The 17,644-nt window shown below is 48.2% G+C and carries 14 protein-coding genes and 1 other RNA gene; 11 read left to right on the top strand and 4 right to left on the bottom strand.

Translation table 11 applies throughout. The annotated features are described in order from the left end of the window. Positions 1-169: 169 nt before the first annotated feature. The 10 genes from bioD to B5Z18_RS00380 all read left to right on the top strand — a co-directional run bounded on the left by bioD (position 170) and on the right by B5Z18_RS00380 (position 10,908). Positions 170-814: a dethiobiotin synthase gene (bioD, locus tag B5Z18_RS00430; protein ID WP_079467448.1), complete on the top strand. Its 645-nt coding sequence runs from the start codon at positions 170-172 to the stop codon at positions 812-814. After that, positions 811-1,386 (top strand): 5-formyltetrahydrofolate cyclo-ligase, encoded by a 576-nt coding sequence (locus B5Z18_RS00425; RefSeq protein WP_079467447.1) that lies wholly within the window; start codon positions 811-813, stop codon positions 1,384-1,386. Before bioD ends, B5Z18_RS00425 begins: the two co-directional genes overlap by 4 nt. A gap of 6 nt (positions 1,387-1,392) precedes the next feature. After that, positions 1,393-2,466 carry a tetraacyldisaccharide 4'-kinase gene (gene lpxK, locus B5Z18_RS00420; protein WP_079467446.1) on the top strand — a complete coding sequence of 358 codons (1,074 nt, stop codon included), beginning with the start codon at positions 1,393-1,395 and terminating at the stop codon, positions 2,464-2,466. A gap of 12 nt (positions 2,467-2,478) precedes the next feature. Continuing rightward, entirely contained in the window at positions 2,479-5,514 is a 3,036-nt protein-coding gene (rnr, locus tag B5Z18_RS32660; RefSeq protein WP_200817181.1) for a ribonuclease R, read from the top strand. 20 nt (positions 5,515-5,534) lie between these two features. Beyond that, positions 5,535-6,506 carry a polyprenyl synthetase family protein gene (locus B5Z18_RS00405; protein ID WP_079467445.1) on the top strand — a complete coding sequence of 324 codons (972 nt, stop codon included), beginning with the start codon at positions 5,535-5,537 and terminating at the stop codon, positions 6,504-6,506. A gap of 182 nt (positions 6,507-6,688) precedes the next feature. Beyond that, the gene (locus B5Z18_RS00400; protein WP_079467444.1) at positions 6,689-8,323 is read left to right on the top strand and encodes an amino acid permease; all 1,635 of its coding nucleotides are present in this window, start codon (positions 6,689-6,691) and stop codon (positions 8,321-8,323) included. A 47-nt stretch (positions 8,324-8,370) separates the two neighbouring features. Beyond that, on the top strand, positions 8,371-8,835 hold the full coding sequence (locus tag B5Z18_RS00395; RefSeq protein WP_079467443.1) for a DoxX family protein: 465 nt from the start codon (positions 8,371-8,373) through the stop codon (positions 8,833-8,835). A gap of 144 nt (positions 8,836-8,979) precedes the next feature. Further along, positions 8,980-10,029 (top strand): Smr/MutS family protein, encoded by a 1,050-nt coding sequence (locus B5Z18_RS00390; protein WP_143313451.1) that lies wholly within the window; start codon positions 8,980-8,982, stop codon positions 10,027-10,029. 25 nt (positions 10,030-10,054) lie between these two features. After that, positions 10,055-10,430: RNase P RNA component class A (gene rnpB, locus B5Z18_RS00385), an RNA gene on the top strand. Positions 10,431-10,497: 67 nt separating this feature from the next. Next, positions 10,498-10,908, top strand: a complete 411-nt coding sequence (locus B5Z18_RS00380) for a DUF4870 domain-containing protein (RefSeq protein WP_079467441.1) — start codon at positions 10,498-10,500, stop codon at positions 10,906-10,908. A gap of 69 nt (positions 10,909-10,977) precedes the next feature. On the opposite strand, the gene B5Z18_RS00375 is transcribed toward B5Z18_RS00380, so the two are convergent. After that, entirely contained in the window at positions 10,978-12,675 is a 1,698-nt protein-coding gene (locus B5Z18_RS00375) for a S8 family peptidase (protein WP_200817180.1), read from the bottom strand. Between the two features lie 347 nt (positions 12,676-13,022). Between B5Z18_RS00375 and B5Z18_RS00370 the strand changes: the two genes are divergently transcribed. Next, positions 13,023-13,556, top strand: coding sequence for a phosphoglycerate mutase family protein (locus tag B5Z18_RS00370; RefSeq protein WP_079467440.1), 534 nt, complete (start codon positions 13,023-13,025; stop codon positions 13,554-13,556). A 359-nt stretch (positions 13,557-13,915) separates the two neighbouring features. On the opposite strand, the gene amaB is transcribed toward B5Z18_RS00370, so the two are convergent. The 3 genes from amaB to B5Z18_RS00355 are packed head-to-tail and all read right to left on the bottom strand — an operon-like array spanning position 13,916 to position 17,445. Beyond that, on the bottom strand, positions 13,916-15,442 hold the full coding sequence (gene amaB / locus B5Z18_RS00365; RefSeq protein ID WP_079467439.1) for an L-piperidine-6-carboxylate dehydrogenase: 1,527 nt from the start codon (positions 15,440-15,442) through the stop codon (positions 13,916-13,918). 23 nt (positions 15,443-15,465) lie between these two features. Continuing rightward, complete coding sequence (locus tag B5Z18_RS00360; RefSeq protein WP_079467438.1) at positions 15,466-16,356, bottom strand: DUF1338 domain-containing protein; 891 nt, start codon at positions 16,354-16,356, stop codon at positions 15,466-15,468. An 18-nt stretch (positions 16,357-16,374) separates the two neighbouring features. After that, complete coding sequence (locus B5Z18_RS00355; protein WP_079467437.1) at positions 16,375-17,445, bottom strand: saccharopine dehydrogenase family protein; 1,071 nt, start codon at positions 17,443-17,445, stop codon at positions 16,375-16,377. Positions 17,446-17,644 lie beyond the last annotated feature (199 nt).

Here is a 17,644-nt window from a genome sequence, read left to right as displayed (position 1 = left end):
GACTGATTACTTTGATTTTACTTTTTTGATTTAAAGAATCGGGGAGATATAAGTGAATATATACCGCTTATATCTCCCAAAATCATTTAAAATCCAAAGTGATCAAATCCCTAAATCAGCATAATCAGTCCAATCCTGAGAAAGACAACATTCGCGTATATTTGCGGCAATGAGTGAACGGATTTTTATAACAGGAACAGGTACGGGTGTGGGCAAAACCATTACTGCGGCCTGTGTTACGGAAGCATTGGCTGCCGATTACTGGAAACCCATTCAAACGGGTTTAATGGAAGGCACAGATACAGATACGGTATCCTCCTTGTTGTCAAATAAGGTGTCAGTTTGTCACCCGGAAGCCTGGCGGCTGCAGGCGCCTGCCTCTCCGCATCTGGCGGCGCGGCTGGAGCATTGCACCATCGATATGGCGCGTATCCTGCAGCTGGCAGACCAGTACCAGCCGGTTAGCCGGCCATTGGTGATGGAAGGCGCGGGGGGGCTGATGGTGCCCATAAACGAGGAGCTGTTTACACTCGACCTGATAGTGGCCCTGAAAGCCAGGGTGCTCATTGTGGCGCAGAATTACCTGGGCAGTATCAACCACGCGATGCTCACTGCAAAGATGCTGCAACATACAGGCGTGCCCGTTATCGGATGGGTGTTTGGCGGCGACCATCACAGCAATGAGGACGATGTGGTAAAGTGGAGCGGTTATCCTAAAGTTGGCCGCATCCCGCTGACAGATACGGTAGATAAGGCATTCGTTCAACAACAGGCACAGTTGTTGTCAACCTCGCTGCATAGTTTACTGGCATGACCACGAAAAAGGATATACGAAAACATTTCCTGGAGCTGCGGCTTAACCTGGACGAACCCACTGCCCTTGCACTGAATGAGCAGTTGCTGGCGAATGCCCGTCAGCTCGATTACAGCAACGTCAGGAAAGCGCATATCTTTCTCCCTATCTCTGAAAAAAAAGAAGTAGATACCTGGCCCCTGGTAAAATGGGGGAGAGCCCAATGGCCGGAAATGGAATGGGTGCTTTCCCGCTCGGACATGAAAACCGGCGAGATGAATCATTATCTCTGGAAAATCAATACCATACTGGTAAAAAACAAGTTCGGCATCCCGGAACCGGACCATGGGGAAGAGGTACCACCGGAAAATATAGACCTTGTATTTGTACCTTTGCTGGCCTTCGACCGGCACGGGCAACGGGTAGGATACGGCAAAGGCATGTACGACCGTTTTCTTAAACAATGCCGGCCGGATGTGCGTACCATCGGCCTCTCGCTGTTTGAACCCGTGCTGCAGATAGAAGACGCGGATTCGTGGGATGTACCGCTGCATACAGTGGTGACCCCGGATCACATTTATCAATTTAAATAAACAACCGTGCTTAAATACCTGAATATTCTTTTATATCCTTTTTCCCTGCTGTATGGCCTGGTGATGTGGTTGCGGAACAGATTTTATGATAAAGGACTGCTCACTGCCGTGGAATTTGACCTCCCTGTGATCGCCGCGGGCAACCTGTCGGTGGGAGGCACTGGGAAAACCCCGCACGTGGAATACATGATCCGCCTGCTGAAGGATCATCTGAAAGTTGCCACCCTCAGCCGGGGGTATAACCGCCGTACCAGCGGCTACATCCTGGCCGATGAAAGAAGCACTGCCGCCGATATCGGGGACGAACCCATGCAGTTTCATGATAAATTCCCGGATATCAAGGTATGTGTGGGGGAAGAAAGGATGCTGGCCATCCCGCAGCTGCTGGGAGATGAACCCGATACCCAGGTGGTGCTGCTCGATGATGCTTTCCAGCACCGTTCCATAAAACCCGGTCTTAATATCATGATCACCGATTACAGCCGGTTGTTTACCCGGGATCATGTAGTACCTTTTGGCCGTTTAAGGGAAGGAAGACAGGGATATCACCGGGCCGACTGTATTATTGTATCCAAGTGTCCGCCGGCCATGAGCAAGGAAGAGAAGCTGGCCCTGGAAAAAGAAATTAAACCATTGCCTCATCAGCGGCTCTTTTTCACTACCTTGCAATACGGCGCCTTGTCCGATATGATCACCCATCACCCGGTGGCCCTCCCCAAATCAGCAACCGTATTGCTGGCGTGTGGTATAGCAAGGCCCGAACCATTGCTCGAAGAATTGAAACGACGTTACGAACAGGTATACCTCTTGTCTTTTCCCGATCATTATTATTATACGGAGAAGGATATACTAAAAATAAAAAAAGAATGCAGCGACCTGCCCGGCACAGAAAAGATTGTTATTACCACAGAAAAGGATGCGGTAAGATTACATCTGCTCAAAGGAATGCTGGCAGAACAAAATCTGCAGATTGCTGTTATTCCGGTGGAGATTGCATTCCTCTTCGGAGAAGCAGAATTATTTAATAACTTTATTTTTGACTACATAGGCCGGCACCTGCCAGCGCCCGGTCAACAATAACTTACGACTAACATGAGTAGAAAAAAGAAAAATAAAAAAGGCGGTAATCATAACCCTAACAACCCCCAACAAAGCCATAGCCAGAAGAAAACCTTTAAAGGCATATTGGAAGTAACAAGGTCCGGAATGGCCTTTGTGATCGTGGATGGCCTTACCAAAGACATCATGGTGAAGCAGAAGAACCTGCATACCGCCCTCGATAAAGATGAAGTACTGGTGGATGTATTGAAAGCAGCCCATAACGACGGCCGCATGGAAGGCATCATAACGGACATCCTTAAACGAAATAAAACCGAATTTACCGGTACCCTGCAGGTCAGCAAAAGCTTTGCTTTCCTCATCCCCGAAAAAGGATTGTTTATGCCGGATATTTATATCCCCGCTAACTCCCTCGGAGAAGCGAAAAGCGGCGATAAAGCCGTGGTGAAAATAGTAGCGTGGGGAGAAAAATCACGCAAACCCGTAGGCGAAATCGTGGAAATCCTGGATGCCAGCGATACCAACGACCTGGCCATGAAGGAAATCCTCATTGAAGCAGGATTCCCCCTCAGCTTCCCTAAAGAGGTAATAGCCGAACTGGATACCATCCAGGAAAATATTTCTGAAGAAGAAGTAGGTAAACGGAAAGATATCCGCAAAATCCTCACCATGACCATCGATCCGGTGGATGCCAAAGATTTTGACGATGCCATCTCCATCCGGTTACTGAAAAACGGTTTGTATGAACTGGGAGTGCATATTGCGGATGTAAGTCATTATGTACTGCCTGGCACCGAACTCGATAAAGAAGCCGATAAACGGGCTACCTCTGTGTATCTGCCCGACCGTGTATTACCGATGCTGCCGGAAAAGATCTCCAACGAACTCTGTTCCCTGCGTCCGCACGAAGATAAACTGACCTTCTCCGCCATGTTCCAGATGAACGAAAAAGGAGAGGTGAAGCAGCACTGGATTGGTCGCACTGTGATCCATTCTGATCACCGGTTTACCTACGAAGAAGTACAGGAAATCATAGAAGGCAAATCTGACGGTCCGTATAAGAATGAAGTGATGTTGTTAAACCGCATCGCCCAAACCCTGCGTGGACAGCGTTTTGCGCATGGCGCCATTAACTTCTCCTCACAGGAAGTACGCTTTAAACTCGATGAAACCGGCAAGCCTATTGGTATTGTCATCAAAGAAAGCAAAGAAGCGCACCAGCTGATCGAAGAGTTTATGTTGCTGGCCAATAAGACCATTGCTGCATATGTGGGCAAGCTGCGGATCAATAAACAGCCTATCCCGTTCCCTTACCGTGTGCATGATACGCCCGATCCGGAAAAGCTGAAAGTGTTCGCACTGTTCGCCGGAAAATTCGGTTATAAGTTCGATCTCAGCACACCGGAAAGTATTGCCAGCTCTTTCAATAAAATGCTGGCACAGGTGAAAGGCAAACCGGAACAACCGGTGCTGGAAACGCTGGGCATCCGTACAATGGCCAAAGCCATTTATACGGTGAATAATGTGGGGCACTATGGTCTTGGTTTCGAGGACTACTGCCATTTCACTTCCCCCATCCGCCGTTTCCCTGATGTACTGGTGCACCGCGTACTGGCGGAATGCCTCGCTAACAGCGTGCGTCCCGACAAGCAGATGGAGCAGAAGTGCAAACACAGCTCTGAAATGGAACGTAAGGCAATGGAAGCAGAACGCGCCGGTAACAAATACAAACAGGTGGAATACATGCAGCAGTTCATTGGTCATACCTTCGATGGCGTGATCAGTGGCGTAGCGCATTTCGGCTTCTGGGTGGAAACAGTGGACACCAAGTGCGAAGGACTGATCAGCATTCACAACCTGAATAAAAGAGAAGAGTTCCAATATAATGAAGGAGAGTATTCCCTCGTGGGCCAAAGCACCGGCCGCAAGTTTCGTATAGGCGAAAAAGTGAGTATCCGCGTGGTGGCGGCCAGCCTGGCCAAACGCCAGCTGGACTACGACCTGGAAGATGAACTGACCGGCACCGGCACACCTGCTGCCGCTCCGTTCCAGCATAAACGCCGGGAAGACCGCCGCGATGACCGTAAAGGTGGAGATCACCGTCGTGATGATCGTCGTGAGGACCGGAAGAAGAAAAAAGACAAACAACGCTATAAGCCCTGGGAACAGGAAGCCAAAGCACCTCACAGGGCGCCGGAAGTATCGCTCGGCGAACCCAAGCCACTACCGGTTGTTGACCAGGTGATCGTGGAAACGCATGTGGTACCGGTAACACCGGATGCACCAGAAACGCCTGCAGTACTGGCAACACCGGCACCAGCGCCTGTGCATAAAAAGAAACCGAAGAAAGAAGTGACTGAAAAGGTAGCGGAAGAAAAACCAGTACCGGTAGTTCCTGCACCAGCACCAGCTCCCGCGCCGGTGGCTGAAAAAGTGGTTGTTAAGAAAACGACTGCTAAACAGGAACCAGCAGTTAAAGCACCTGCGAAGAAAGCAGCTGCAAAACCAGCACCGGCTGCTAAGAAAGCAGTACCCGCAAAGAAAGCTGCAGCAAAACCAGCTGCTAAGAAAGCGGTACCTGCGAAGAAAGCTGCTGCTGAACCGGTAGCAAAGAAAGCAGTACCCGCGAAGAAAGCTGCTGCTAAACCGGCTGCTAAGAAAGCGGTACCTGCTAAGAAAGCTGCTGCAAAACCGGTAGCAAAGAAAGCGGTACCTGCGAAGAAAGCTGCTGCTAAACCAGTAGCGAAGAAAGCGGTACCTGCTAAGAAAGCTGCTGCTAAACCGGTTGCTAAGAAGACAGTACCCGCGAAGAAAGCTGCTGTAAAACCAGTAGTAGCTAAGAAAGCAGTACCTGCGAAGAAAGCTGCTACTAAACCAGTAGCTAAGAAAGCCGTACCTGCAAAGAAAGCTGCCGCTAAACCGGTTGCTAAGAAGGCAGTACCCGCGAAGAAAGCTGCTGCAAAACCAGTAGCCAAAAAAGCAGTACCAGCCAAAAAAGCTGCCCCTAAAAAAGCCGCACCGGCAAAGAAGGCAGCTGATAAAAGCAAGTCAAAGAAAAAGAGTAAATAATAAAACACGAGCCAACAGCAATGCATTCATTCAAAGATTTAACAGCGCAGTTTAGTCAGCATTTTGAAAAACAACAGTTTCCGGAACAGCCCAGTAAACTATACAATGCAGCGTCCCATATCCTGGGAATAAGCGGAAAGAGGATCCGCCCTGTACTGTGCCTGATGGGGAACGAATTATTTGACGACCTGCGTACGGATGCATTTGAGGTGGGCAGTGCGATAGAACTGTTTCATAATTTTACGTTACTGCATGATGATATCATGGATAAAGCGCCGATTCGCCGCGGTAAACCCACCGTTCATACGGTATATGGTGAACCTGCAGCCATCCTGGCCGGTGATGTGATGCTCATTTATGTATATGAGCGCCTGAACAAGATAGAAACACACTACAAACAAAAGATCATCTCCGTATTTAATAAAGCCGCCATTGAAGTATGTGAAGGGCAGCAGCTCGACATGGACTTTGAAGGCATGGAGCCCGAAAAGGTGCAGTACGACGATTATGTACATATGATCGGGCTTAAAACCTCCGTGTTGCTCGCCGCCAGCCTGCAGCTGGGCGCTATCATAGGCGGGGCCGGCGAAGGCAACCAGCAGCATATTTATTCCTTTGGTAAAAATATCGGTATCGCTTTTCAGATCCAGGACGACTACCTGGATGCTTTTGGCGACCCCGAAAAATTTGGCAAACAGCAGGGGGGAGACATCCTCGTTAATAAAAAAACATTCCTGCTCCTGAAGGCGCTGGAACTGTGTACCCCGGAACAACGGGCGGAGCTGAAAATGCTGATGGAAACGTCGCCGGCCGATAAAGTGGAACGGGTACTGGCATTATTCCGCAGCTGTAAAGTAGATGAATGGGCAGAGAAGGAAAAAGAACGCTTCCAGCAGCTGGCTTTCCAGAGCCTGGATAATGTGGCGGTGCTGTCTAACCGCAAGGCCGCACTGATGGAAGTGGCTAACTACCTCTTAAACCGTCAGCAATAAGGTTCGTATTCAAATTCGCATTATATTCGCGCTTGTCTTATTCAGGATGAAAGTGATATTGCTGATTGCATTGATTTTTTCTGAAAGATTTAATCAGGGCAATCAGCATTATTGTTTTTTAGAGAACAAGACAATCATATTCATTAAATTTAAAGACAACTGTAAACGTAATTCCTTAGCCAATGTCGTCAAATTCGCTGTTTCGGAAAAAATCACTTACTGCCATTATTAAAGATGCCAAAGACGGTTTGTCAGATGGTCATGAAACAGGGGGGATGAATAAGGTGTTGAAGGTGAAAGACCTTACCGCTATGGGAATTGCAGCGGTTATCGGGGCCGGGATCTTTTCCACCATTGGCGAAGCCTCTTTCCACGGCGGACCAGGCGTTTCCCTGCTCTTTGTGATTACAGCAGTTACCTGCGGATTCTCCGCACTCTGCTATGCAGAATTTGCTTCCCGCGTACCGGTATCCGGCAGCGCTTACACTTACTCTTACGTTACTTTCGGAGAACTGGCCGCCTGGGTGATCGGCTGGGCCCTGATCCTGGAATATGCCATCGGTAATATCGCCGTAGCCATTTCCTGGAGCGGATATTTCAATAACCTCTTAGGTGGTATCGGCCTCAGTTTACCCGACTGGCTGGCCAGTAACTACGACAGCGCTACTCCCGAAACCATTGCCGCGGCGCCGCATATTGCAGGCATCCCCTTCATTGTGAACCTCCCGGCGTTTCTGATTGTACTGCTGGTGACTTACCTGGCCTATGTAGGCATCCAGGAAAGTAAGAGAAGTGCCAACTTTATGGTGGCCCTGAAGATCCTGGTGATACTGTTTGTGATTGTAGTAGGCTTCTTTTACGTAAATAAGGCCAATTGGCACCCTTTTATGCCCAATGGGTTCTCTGGTGTGCTGAAGGGGGTATCGGCCGTATTTTTCGCTTATATCGGCTTTGACGCGGTAAGCACCACGGCCGAAGAATGCGCCAACCCGCAGCGGGATCTGCCCAAAGGCATGATCTATTCCCTGATTATCTGTACCGTACTTTATATCTTGATCTCATTTGTGCTCACCGGCATGGTGCCGTATTATAACCTGAAGGTAAACGACCCGCTGGCTTATGTTTTCACACAGGTAAACCTGCCCTGGATCAGTTATCTCATTTCTGTGAGCGCCGTGGTGGCCACTACCAGCGTACTGCTGGTTTTCCAGATCGGCCAGCCGCGTATCTGGATGAGCATGAGCCGCGATGGCCTGCTGCCGAAGCGCTTCAGCAAAATACATCCCCGGTTTAAAACGCCATCTTTCGCTACCATTATCACGGGTATCCTGGTGGGTATTCCCGCGCTTTTCCTGAACCTGACCATCGTTACGGATCTGACGAGCATCGGTACCCTGTTTGCCTTTATCCTGGTTTGCGGCGGTGTACTCATTTTACCCAGGGAGGAAAAATCAACGGTAAAACGGTTTCAGCTGCCTTATATCAACGGCCAGTTTATCGTTCCGGGCATTATAGTGGTACTCGTTTTCCTGTTTAGTAAGGAAATCATGACAAAACTTTCCTTCGCCGGCGGCTGGGAGGTATGGAAACATAATATTCCCTTCTACATATTTGTGCTCGTTACCATTGCACTTTCTTATTTCTCACTCACCCGCAAGCTCTCACTGATACCGGTTCTGGGGATGCTCAGCTGTTTTTACCTGATGACAGAAATAGCGCTTAAAAACTGGATCGTTTTCTCGGTATGGCTCGCGGTAGGATTAACCATCTATTTCCTCTACAGCTATACCAACAGTAAGCTGGCCACAAAAGCGTAAATCTTCGTAACTTCAGGGTAGCTCTTTGATCTTAAAATTTATATTTTATGAACATGCTACAACGGGTTGAACACTGGGGTGATACACATCACCCGAATTGGCTGAGTGTGGTTCGCATTCTGCTGGGGGTATTTCTCATGTATGTAGGCGTCCGGTTTGTACAGGACAGGGACGCACTGCTTTCCATGATTAACCAGAGCCCGGCTTTGGCCACACTGTCCATATTACTGGGACATTATGTTGTATTCGCACACACAGTAGGAGGGCTGTTCATCGCTATGGGATTGCTTACAAGGGTTTCTGCGCTGGTGAATATCCCGGTATTGCTGGGGGCTGTATTTTTTGTTCATTCTCCAACAGGGCTGTTTACGGTATACCCGGTCATGGGTATTTCCTTACTGGTGCTGTTCCTGCTGATCTTCTTCCTGATAGAAGGCAGTGGCCGCATTTCGGTAGACGACTACATGCGGCGGCATCCCGAAAAAACAAGGACCAGGAAGTACGCTGAATAACGCTTTCTTCATATAGCCGTGCAGGTGAGTGTTACCATTTTAATGGCAATAAGGAGCTGTGTCTCCGCCTGATCAGGCAAATCTTTAAATCTCTTCCACGCATATCCCTTCAATATTCTATTTTTGCAGTTGAAGAATGCAATTATGAAATACCAAAAAGGCGACAACATCTTGTTGTTGAGTTCAAAAGAAGAAGGAACGGTTGTTGACATTGTGAATGATAATATGGTTATGATAGAGGTGAAAGGAACGTCTTTTCCGGTGTACCTGGATCAGATCGACTTCCCTTATTTCCATCGTTTTACCCAGCAGAAACTGGTCAAAGAAAAGCCAAAACTGATTCCCGGCGACGAAATCAAAGTAGACAGAAGCAAGTATGAAGTGTTTAAAACAGATAAGGGCATGTTCCTGTCTGTTTTGCCGGTATACCAGATGGATGGATACGATGAAACCGTGAAGCTGATGAAGTTTCACCTGTTTAATGATACGCCGCATGCCATGCGCTTCTATTTCCAGATATGGCTGAATAACCAGCTGGACCTGGAAATCAAGAACGAAATACACCCTTATAATCACTTCTATCTCGCTGATCTTATCTTTGAATCGCTGAATGATAATCCGCGGTTTGAGTTTACATTTTTCCTGAAAGAGCCACAGCCCAAGCTGGCGACTTCTGTAAAGAAAACCTGGAAGATCAAGCCCAAACAGATGTTTGTACAGCTGGAGCAACTGCGTACCAAAGCAGAAGCTACTATCACTTACCCGCTGTTTGATAAATTTCCGGAGAAAGATCCCGAACCACCGGCACCGGCGGAACAGGCAAAAAAGAAAGCACCCATTGCCACCGTTGGATCAGGAAACTTTGCCAGCCTGTTAAGTAAAATACAGCTGCAGCCCGAAACTTCGCTGGAGCCTAAACAAGAAGTAGATCTGCACATCGAGGCACTCGAAAAAAACTGGAAAGGGCTGAGCAACATTGCCATCCTGGCTATACAGCTCAATGCCTTCCAGCGTTACCTGGAACTGGCTATCAGTCATCATCAGCATAACCTGATCGTGATTCATGGTATCGGAAAGGGAAAGCTCAAAGACGAAATTCACCAGATCCTGAAACAAACGCCGGAAGTAGCCAGCTTTGTAAATCAATATCACGCCAAATACGGCTATGGGGCTACAGAAATAACGTTTAGGTAATATTTTTATTTACCTTCGCGCTTCAACTACAAACCGTGCTATCGTTTCGCTGACTTGTTCAGTGGGAAGGAAAGTCCGGACAGCGCAGAGCAACGCACCACCTAACGGGTGGGTCCCGGTGCAAACCGGGAACAGCAAGTGCCACAGAAAATAACCGTCTGCTTCGGCAGATAAGGGTGAAAATGTGGGGTAAGAGCCCACGGTGCAGGCAGGTAACTGTTTGTGCGGGTAAACCTTGCGTGCTGAAATGCCATGTATACGGTCGATTGAGGGCTGCTCGCCCGATGACCGAGGGTAGGCAGATACAGACAACGTGCGAACGTTGTCGCAGATAAATGATAGCAATCTGTCCCGGCTTGCCGGGGCAGAAACAGAATCCGGCTTACAGGTTTGTAGTTTTTTTTCTTCTCTTTTTTGATATCCTGAAATAAGCTGTTAACTTCCCGCATTATATTTAATCTCTATTTTATGAATCAGAATGATGAACGAACCTGGGGAACCCTTGTACACCTGGGGGGAATTATTGGTATGCTGATATTACCTACCGTCGGTAACATCATTGGCGTACTTGTTTTTTGGCTTATCAAAAGGAATGAATCAACTTTTGTAGATAACCAGGGAAAAGAAGCGATCAATTTTCAGATCACCCTGAGTATTGCAGCGGTGATTGTAAACCTGATCAATAATATTGTAACCGGCTTCTGGTCGCTTACCAGCTTCTGGCGTCATGCAAGAGGGGAGTTTTATAGTACATGGGGCTGGACAAACCTGCTCGGTGTATTATGGTTGCTGAATGTGATCTTTAGTATCATTGCTGCCGTGAAAGCCAATAAGGGCGAATCTTACAAGTATCCGCTAAGCGTTCGTCTCGTTAAATAATTACATAAAAAAAGGGCGGGAATTTTATCTTAAAAGATAAAATTCCCGCCCTTTTTTATACTGATTGAATTAGTTCTTTTTGATAGCCTTTATTTTTGCCTTGTGCTGTTTTTTACCTTTCACATTTTCACCTTTGATAGTAGCCGCCAGCTTTAATGCTTCATAGGCATTGATCATTCCACCGGTGATAGACAGATCCGCAAAATTTACCTTTTCATCAGATGTACCTGGTTTATTTACTTCAGCAGTACCACCCGGTAATGGTGTTGCGCTTTTTTCCAGTACATATTTCAGCTGCCTGGCGCTGAGTTCCGGATAATAGGAGAGTACCAGTGCTGCTACGCCCGCTACCACAGGGCTGGCCATGCTGGTACCGCTGGCGCTGCCGTATTTGTTGCCACCCGGAATAGTAGAGTAGATTTGCACACCAGGCGCAAAAAGATCCACGCTTTTCTTACCATAGTTAGAGAAAGGAGCCACTTTATCGTTGCCCAATCCTGTATTGCTTGCGCCTACAGTAATCACATTGGTGGCAATGGTGCCATCCAGGTAATTGGGGTTAGGATAGTTGGCAACGGAGTCGTTGTTGCTGCCGTCGTTACCGGCTGCGTGTATCAGCAATACGCCTTTTTCTTCTGCATATTTAATAGCCGCATCCACCCAATCCTTATGAGGCGAGAACGGCTTGCCAAAGCTCATATTGATGATCTGTGCGCCATTGTCTACCGCATAACGGATGGCCAGGGCCACATCTTTATCTCTTTCATCGCCATCCGGTACGGCTTTTACCGCCATGATGCGCACATTGTCGGCCACGCCGTCCATACCTACGCCATTGTTCCTGGCGGCTGCGATGATACCGGAAACGTGCGTACCGTGGAAACCAAAGGTACCCATCACGTCGTTGTTGCCGTATTTGTTATCGTTGATATCGTCGAGGTTGTCGCCTACAATCCTTTCCCTGTTGGCGTTTGGCGCTACTTCTGTACTTTCTGCCTTACGCTTCAGTTCATTCATGTATTCGTCGAATTCCATTTTGAACTCGCCGAAAGTAGCGGGTTCATCACCGGCGCTTTTCAGCAAACGGCTCATGAAATTACGCGCCAGCAATACATCCTGGTTGGTTGTTTGAATACTGTCCAGCTGGGCTACATTGAAATCATCCTTGCCCAGGTAGGTTTTCAGGATGGATTCACATTTGTTCACGTTTTCCTGGAGCTTCGACATGCTTTTGTATTGCATCTTAAACTGGGAATTGGGCTTCTCAATTTTCGACTGCAACTGCTGCCAGATGGCATATTCTTTTGAATCTTTTGCCAGTGCGGAATCCGGGTTGCCATAAAGGCTTTTGTAGCGGTAGTATTCACGGGCGGCTTCTTCAGAGTCTTCTTTCAGGCTGCTGCCGTCTTTACCACCCAGGAAGTTCCAGCCATGAATATCGTCCACATATCCGTTACGGTCGTCATCCTTGCCGTTACCTGGAATTTCGCGGGTGTTGGTCCACAGTATGCTTTTGAGATCTTCATGCGTGGTGTCAATACCAGAGTCGATCACCGCCACAATAACAGGTGTACTTTTCTTCCCTTTTAACAATTCCTTATAGGCCTTTTCTGTTGACGTACCAAATACACTGTCGGTATCGTAACTCAACAACTGCCAGTTTTTGGGTATCTGGGGTTTACTCTGCGCTTCAGTATTTGTTGTAAATGCAGTCATCAATGCAACACACCCTGCCAGGACTGCAACCTCTCGGCTTAACAATTTCATGTTCAATAATTTTCCCTATAAAAAACAACTAAAAATATCATGATGATAAGATTAAAGGTATAGAAAAAGCGGTATAACATTAAATTTTAATGATAAACGCGCTATATATTGGTTGATTGGGAGATTGGAGGGTTTTCCGGGCATTCCGGGGACGGGCATTGTTTACGTCTATCTTATCCTGATTTGCTTGCCGGACATAGCCCGTAACCACCTGTCACAATCCCTTTTGCAATTGTTCCCGGCTGTCTTAATTTTAACCTGTTCTTATTCCTCATACCCCTCATCTGCCAGATCTTCGTTCGGGATTATTACAGGTATCGTATTTCATTTATTTAAATCTACCAATCATGTTGAAAGCTGTTCTCATGGCCACTTTGCTGGCTACCGGCACACCTGTGTCTGCCGCTGAACCTGAAGTAACCACCCTCATTTTTGTGAATGCTGCGGAAATGGAATCATCCCCATCAGCAGATCCCGGCCTCAGTGCCACAGGGCTGGAACAGGCCACCCAACTGGCGTCTTCCCTGGAAGGAACGGAGATCTCCGCCATTTACACCACCTATCTGAACCGTGCCGTGCAAACGGTTACCCCGCTCTCAAAGGCGCACCAGCAGCAGCTGGACTACTTCCGGTTAAACGGTGATCCCGAGCAAACAACCGCCACCCTTAAAGACATGATAAAGAAAAATAAGGGCAAAACGATTGTTATTTGCAGCGTTCCCGAAAATATTACTGCGATGTTACAGCATGCGGGCGTAAAGGGTAAAATCATGAAAACACTGTATGATAAAGGGTCCGGGCAGGTTTTAGTGGTGAAACACAGTGGTAATAATACGGCAGTAGCACAAAAGTTGAATATGAATATTCAAAAAAAAGTCTAATATTTATATCCGGAAGAGTTTCTAATGGCTTCCCGCCATTTCTAACTTTTCTCATAAGCATGGTTTCCGTTTAACGAAAAGCGGGGTTCTCTAACCTCGCTACTATTTTTAAAACCTTGCCGCCGTCGGTGTATGTAGAGAAAAGCAACGCAGGTTGCTGAAACGTTTTTGACACGTAGTAATTTTATCAACCGCTTTTAAAAATCTGATCGGGTAGCATCTCCTGTCACGAAAATTAAAAGCTCCGGGGCAAGCGCCTCGGAGCTGGATGATCCGGAAAAATTTACAGTAAAAATATTGTTGTCAGCTATCCGTTTTGGGGTATTTGTACCTGCAAACGGATAGCTGATTTATTTGCATCAGAGATCAAATTTGATGCCCTGTGCCAGTGGGAGACTGTTGGAATAGTTGATGGTATTGGTTTGCCGGCGCATGTAAGCTCTCCACGCATCGGAGCCACTTTCACGGCCACCGCCGGTTTCTTTTTCACCGCCGAAAGCGCCGCCTATTTCGGCGCCGGATGTGCCGATATTTACATTGGCAATACCACAGTCGGATCCTGCATTTGAAAGGAACTGTTCTGCTTCGCGGAGGTTCAGCGTCATGATGGCGGAGGAAAGCCCCTGCGGCACATCATTCTGCATGGCAATGGCTTCAGCCAGCGTAGCGTATTTCATGACGTACAAAATAGGCGCAAAGGTTTCGTGCTGTACTATGGCGTAAGTGTTTTCCACCGCTGCAATGCAGGGTTTCACATAGCATCCGGATTCATAACCCGGGCCGGACAATACACCGCCTTCCACGAGAAAGGAACCGCCCTGTTGTTTTACCTGTTCTATTGAGCTGAGATAAGCATCCACGGCGGCTTTGTCGATTAAAGGACCTACGTGGTTGTGCTGATCCAGCGGGTTGCCGATACGCAACTGAGCATATGCTTTTACCAGCCGCGCGGTAAACGCATCATACACACTTTCATGGATGATGAGCCTGCGGGTAGAGGTGCAACGCTGCCCGGCGGTACCCACTGCACCAAACACGGCGCCAATGAGCGACATATCCAGGTCGGCATCCTGTGAAATAATGATGGCATTATTACCGCCCAGCTCCAGCAGGGATCGTCCTAAACGCTCGCCTACGGCAGCTCCTACGGCTTTACCCATGCGGGTGGATCCGGTGGCGGAAACCAGCGGAATACGTTTGTCGTGCGCCAGCCATTCACCTGCATCACGGTTGCCGGTTACCAGGCAGGAAACGCCTTCAGGTACCTTGTTGGCGGCGAATACATTGGCTACTATATGCTGACAGGCTAAGGCCGTAACAGGTGTTTTTTCAGAAGGCTTCCAGATACATACGTTTCCGCAAACCCATGCCAGCATGGAGTTCCAGCTCCAAACTGCTACCGGGAAGTTAAAGGCGGAAATAATACCGGTAATACCCAGCGGATGCCACTGCTCATACATCCGGTGACCCGGACGCTCAGAGTGCATCGTTAAGCCATGCAGCTGCCTGGAGAGGCCCACTGCAAAGTCGCAGATGTCGATCATCTCCTGTACTTCTCCATATCCTTCCTGCAAACTCTTTCCCATTTCATAGGATACCAGTTTCCCAAGATGTTCTTTATGTTCACGGAGGGCTACCCCGATCTGTCGTACTATTTCGCCCCTTTTGGGCGCCGGCCATGTGCGCCACTCTTTGAAAGCCTCCTGGGCTACGGCAACCACCTGGTCATAATCTTCCCGGTTAGCGCTTCTGACGGTAATAATCTTCTTATTATTTACCGGCGAAACCGAGGTGATTTCCTCGCCGTGAGCCGGCAACCAGTGGGTTCCCGTGCTGATACCACTCTGTGCCGCAGTGATGCCAAATGCTTTTAAGATGTCTTCCATTGTTGGTGTATTAATAAACTAAATTAGGAACTTTTTTTTGTTTGGGCGGCGTAGGTGCTTTCAAAGATCTTATCGGCGTTTCCGGCTTCAAAACCTTCCCTGCGGTGTTCCCGGCGTATTTCGCTGGCAGGTAAATGCGCAAATGCAGGGAGTACCTTTCTTTCAGCAAACTCCACATAGGAGCCGGCGATGGGGAATTGTTCCCCGCCAGAAAAAGTAGCAGTGATCATGCCCGCTACTGTAGCGCTTTGCAGCAGCCTGCCATCCGGACTGGTTTTAATTTTACCACCGGAGTCGTTGAGATGAAAGCCATGTTTCTCCAGGAACTGGTTGAAATCGGCCACGGTGTTATATCCCGGAGGAAGATTATGTACGCTTACGGTAAAGTGATTGAGGTAATAACGGTTGTAGATCACCCAGGCGGCATACTCACTCTCCGCGGCCAATACTTTGTAATCCGCCAGGGTAGGGGTTTGCCACAGGGCGCTGTGAAGGAAGGCATCTACAGCCTTGCTGTCGTCGAGGTCCAATGCATTCACCGGGTCAGTCTTCACTTCATCCGTATAATGATGGATGATGGTTTGTGCAGCAGCACTCAGTTCGGCCACCCGCAGCTCACTGATAAAGATACGCGGGTATTGCGGCTCCGACGGAGCATACCACCACGCATCCAGCTTCTTGGCAGGGAAGTGATACTTATCCATTTTCGTATAGCCGTAATGGAGAAATATCTTCTCGAGCGACTGTACCCCGAGCTGTGGTACACCCATTGTGCGGAAGGCGATGTGGTCATTCTCTATATCGTCTGCCTGCGTAATAATGCCTTCCTTTATCATGGCGGCGATAACGGCTCCAACATCCGGAACCCTTTGCTGATAGCGCTCCATCAGCCCGTTTAAAACATCTTTTAACATGACATACAGCTTTTAGGGCTAGTTATAATATACCGCAAAACGGTTGTTGATCAGGTCATTAAATGCTACGTCTTCCTGGCGCACAAAACCATTGGCTGGCAGCAGTCCTTTCGCATGCAGGTCTATCACTGCACAGGCCGCGCCGGCAGTGGTAAGTTGTATGGCGGTAAAGTCCCTGCCAGACACCGCCTGGTTATAGATCTTGCGTGAATAGGAGCGTTGCACAGAGCGGCCGTTCACCATTCCCGATACAGATACAAAAACCAATACAACATCCTGCTGGGTGAAAGGTATGCTATCTTCCATAATCTCCTTCAGCATTTCTCTTTTTTTATTGAGTTTCAGCTCATTCAAAAGGATTTTCATTAGCTGGCAGTGACCAGGATAGCGCACTGTTTTGTAATCGAGATTGTACACTTTACGGTCCAGGATTTCAGCGAGGGCGCCCAGTCCGCCGGAAGTATTAAACGCCTCATATTCCACGCCATCAAGGGCAAAGCGCTCGTAGCCTTCCATTGGCATTACCTCTTTGCGTTCGCCTTCGTGAATAGCATCGCAGGGATTGCAGTATTCGTTGATCAGTCCATCGGTGCTCCAGGTGAGGTTATACATGAGGCTGTTGGTAGGAAACTGTGGCAGCGCGCCTACACGGAGGCGAACAGCGTCCAGCGTATCAAACTGTTTGGCAATATCATGTGCGGCGATGCTGATGAAACCAGGCGCCAGTCCGCATTGTGGCATGAAGCTTACATTGGCCTGCGCGGCTATTTCGCGGATGGCATTGGTAGTAGCTACATCTTCTGTTAAATCAAAATAATGGGTGTTGGCTTTGGCGGCTGCGGTAGCAATTTTTACGTTCAGGAAAAAGGGGCAGGCGCTCAGCACCATGTCCTGTTCCTGCAATGCCTGCTGAAGCGAGGTGGCATTGTTTACATCCAGTACTGTTTTGCGGATACGGGCGTCGGTGCATTTCTGCAGCAGGGCGTTGTTGCTGTCGGCCAGCGTTACTTCATAGTCGCCGGACTGTTGCAGTAAGAAGGCCGCGGTTTCGCCGATCTTACCTGCGCCAATAATCATTACACGTTTCATAATCTGTTTGGAATTATAGTGAAGAGGAAAGCATGTTTTGCTTCCGGAATAAAACAATAATAAATGACGCTTCCCTTAACTACGTATACCCATTACTGTTATACACGAACCAATGCATTTGCGGATGGATTGAAAACAAACCCATGCAAATCACTTGTTGTGATGAAAGTCAGTATTGCAGATACAATAGCATTACAAA

Source organism: Chitinophaga ginsengisegetis, from assembly GCF_900168065.1.
GTDB classification, from domain to species: domain Bacteria; phylum Bacteroidota; class Bacteroidia; order Chitinophagales; family Chitinophagaceae; genus Chitinophaga; species Chitinophaga ginsengisegetis.
The sequence above is the reverse complement of the archived record's forward strand: the minus strand, read 5'-3'. Positions and strand labels throughout refer to the sequence as shown.

Bases quoted from the DNA above. Each gene is read 5' to 3' on its own strand.
- B5Z18_RS00395 (WP_079467443.1), top strand. From the start codon at position 8,371: ATGAACATGCTACAACGGGTTGAACACTGGGGTGATACACATCACCCG.
- B5Z18_RS00380 (WP_079467441.1), top strand. From the start codon at position 10,498: ATGAATCAGAATGATGAACGAACCTGGGGAACCCTTGTACACCTGGGG.
- B5Z18_RS00355 (WP_079467437.1), bottom strand. From the start codon at position 17,445: ATGAAACGTGTAATGATTATTGGCGCAGGTAAGATCGGCGAAACCGCG.
- B5Z18_RS00400 (WP_079467444.1), top strand. From the start codon at position 6,689: ATGTCGTCAAATTCGCTGTTTCGGAAAAAATCACTTACTGCCATTATT.
- B5Z18_RS00370 (WP_079467440.1), top strand. From the start codon at position 13,023: ATGTTGAAAGCTGTTCTCATGGCCACTTTGCTGGCTACCGGCACACCT.
- amaB (WP_079467439.1), bottom strand. From the start codon at position 15,442: ATGGAAGACATCTTAAAAGCATTTGGCATCACTGCGGCACAGAGTGGT.
- rnr (WP_200817181.1), top strand. From the start codon at position 2,479: ATGAGTAGAAAAAAGAAAAATAAAAAAGGCGGTAATCATAACCCTAAC.
- B5Z18_RS00405 (WP_079467445.1), top strand. From the start codon at position 5,535: ATGCATTCATTCAAAGATTTAACAGCGCAGTTTAGTCAGCATTTTGAA.
- B5Z18_RS00390 (WP_143313451.1), top strand. From the start codon at position 8,980: ATGAAATACCAAAAAGGCGACAACATCTTGTTGTTGAGTTCAAAAGAA.
- B5Z18_RS00425 (WP_079467447.1), top strand. From the start codon at position 811: ATGACCACGAAAAAGGATATACGAAAACATTTCCTGGAGCTGCGGCTT.
- B5Z18_RS00375 (WP_200817180.1), bottom strand. From the start codon at position 12,675: ATGAAATTGTTAAGCCGAGAGGTTGCAGTCCTGGCAGGGTGTGTTGCA.
- bioD (WP_079467448.1), top strand. From the start codon at position 170: ATGAGTGAACGGATTTTTATAACAGGAACAGGTACGGGTGTGGGCAAA.
- B5Z18_RS00360 (WP_079467438.1), bottom strand. From the start codon at position 16,356: ATGTTAAAAGATGTTTTAAACGGGCTGATGGAGCGCTATCAGCAAAGG.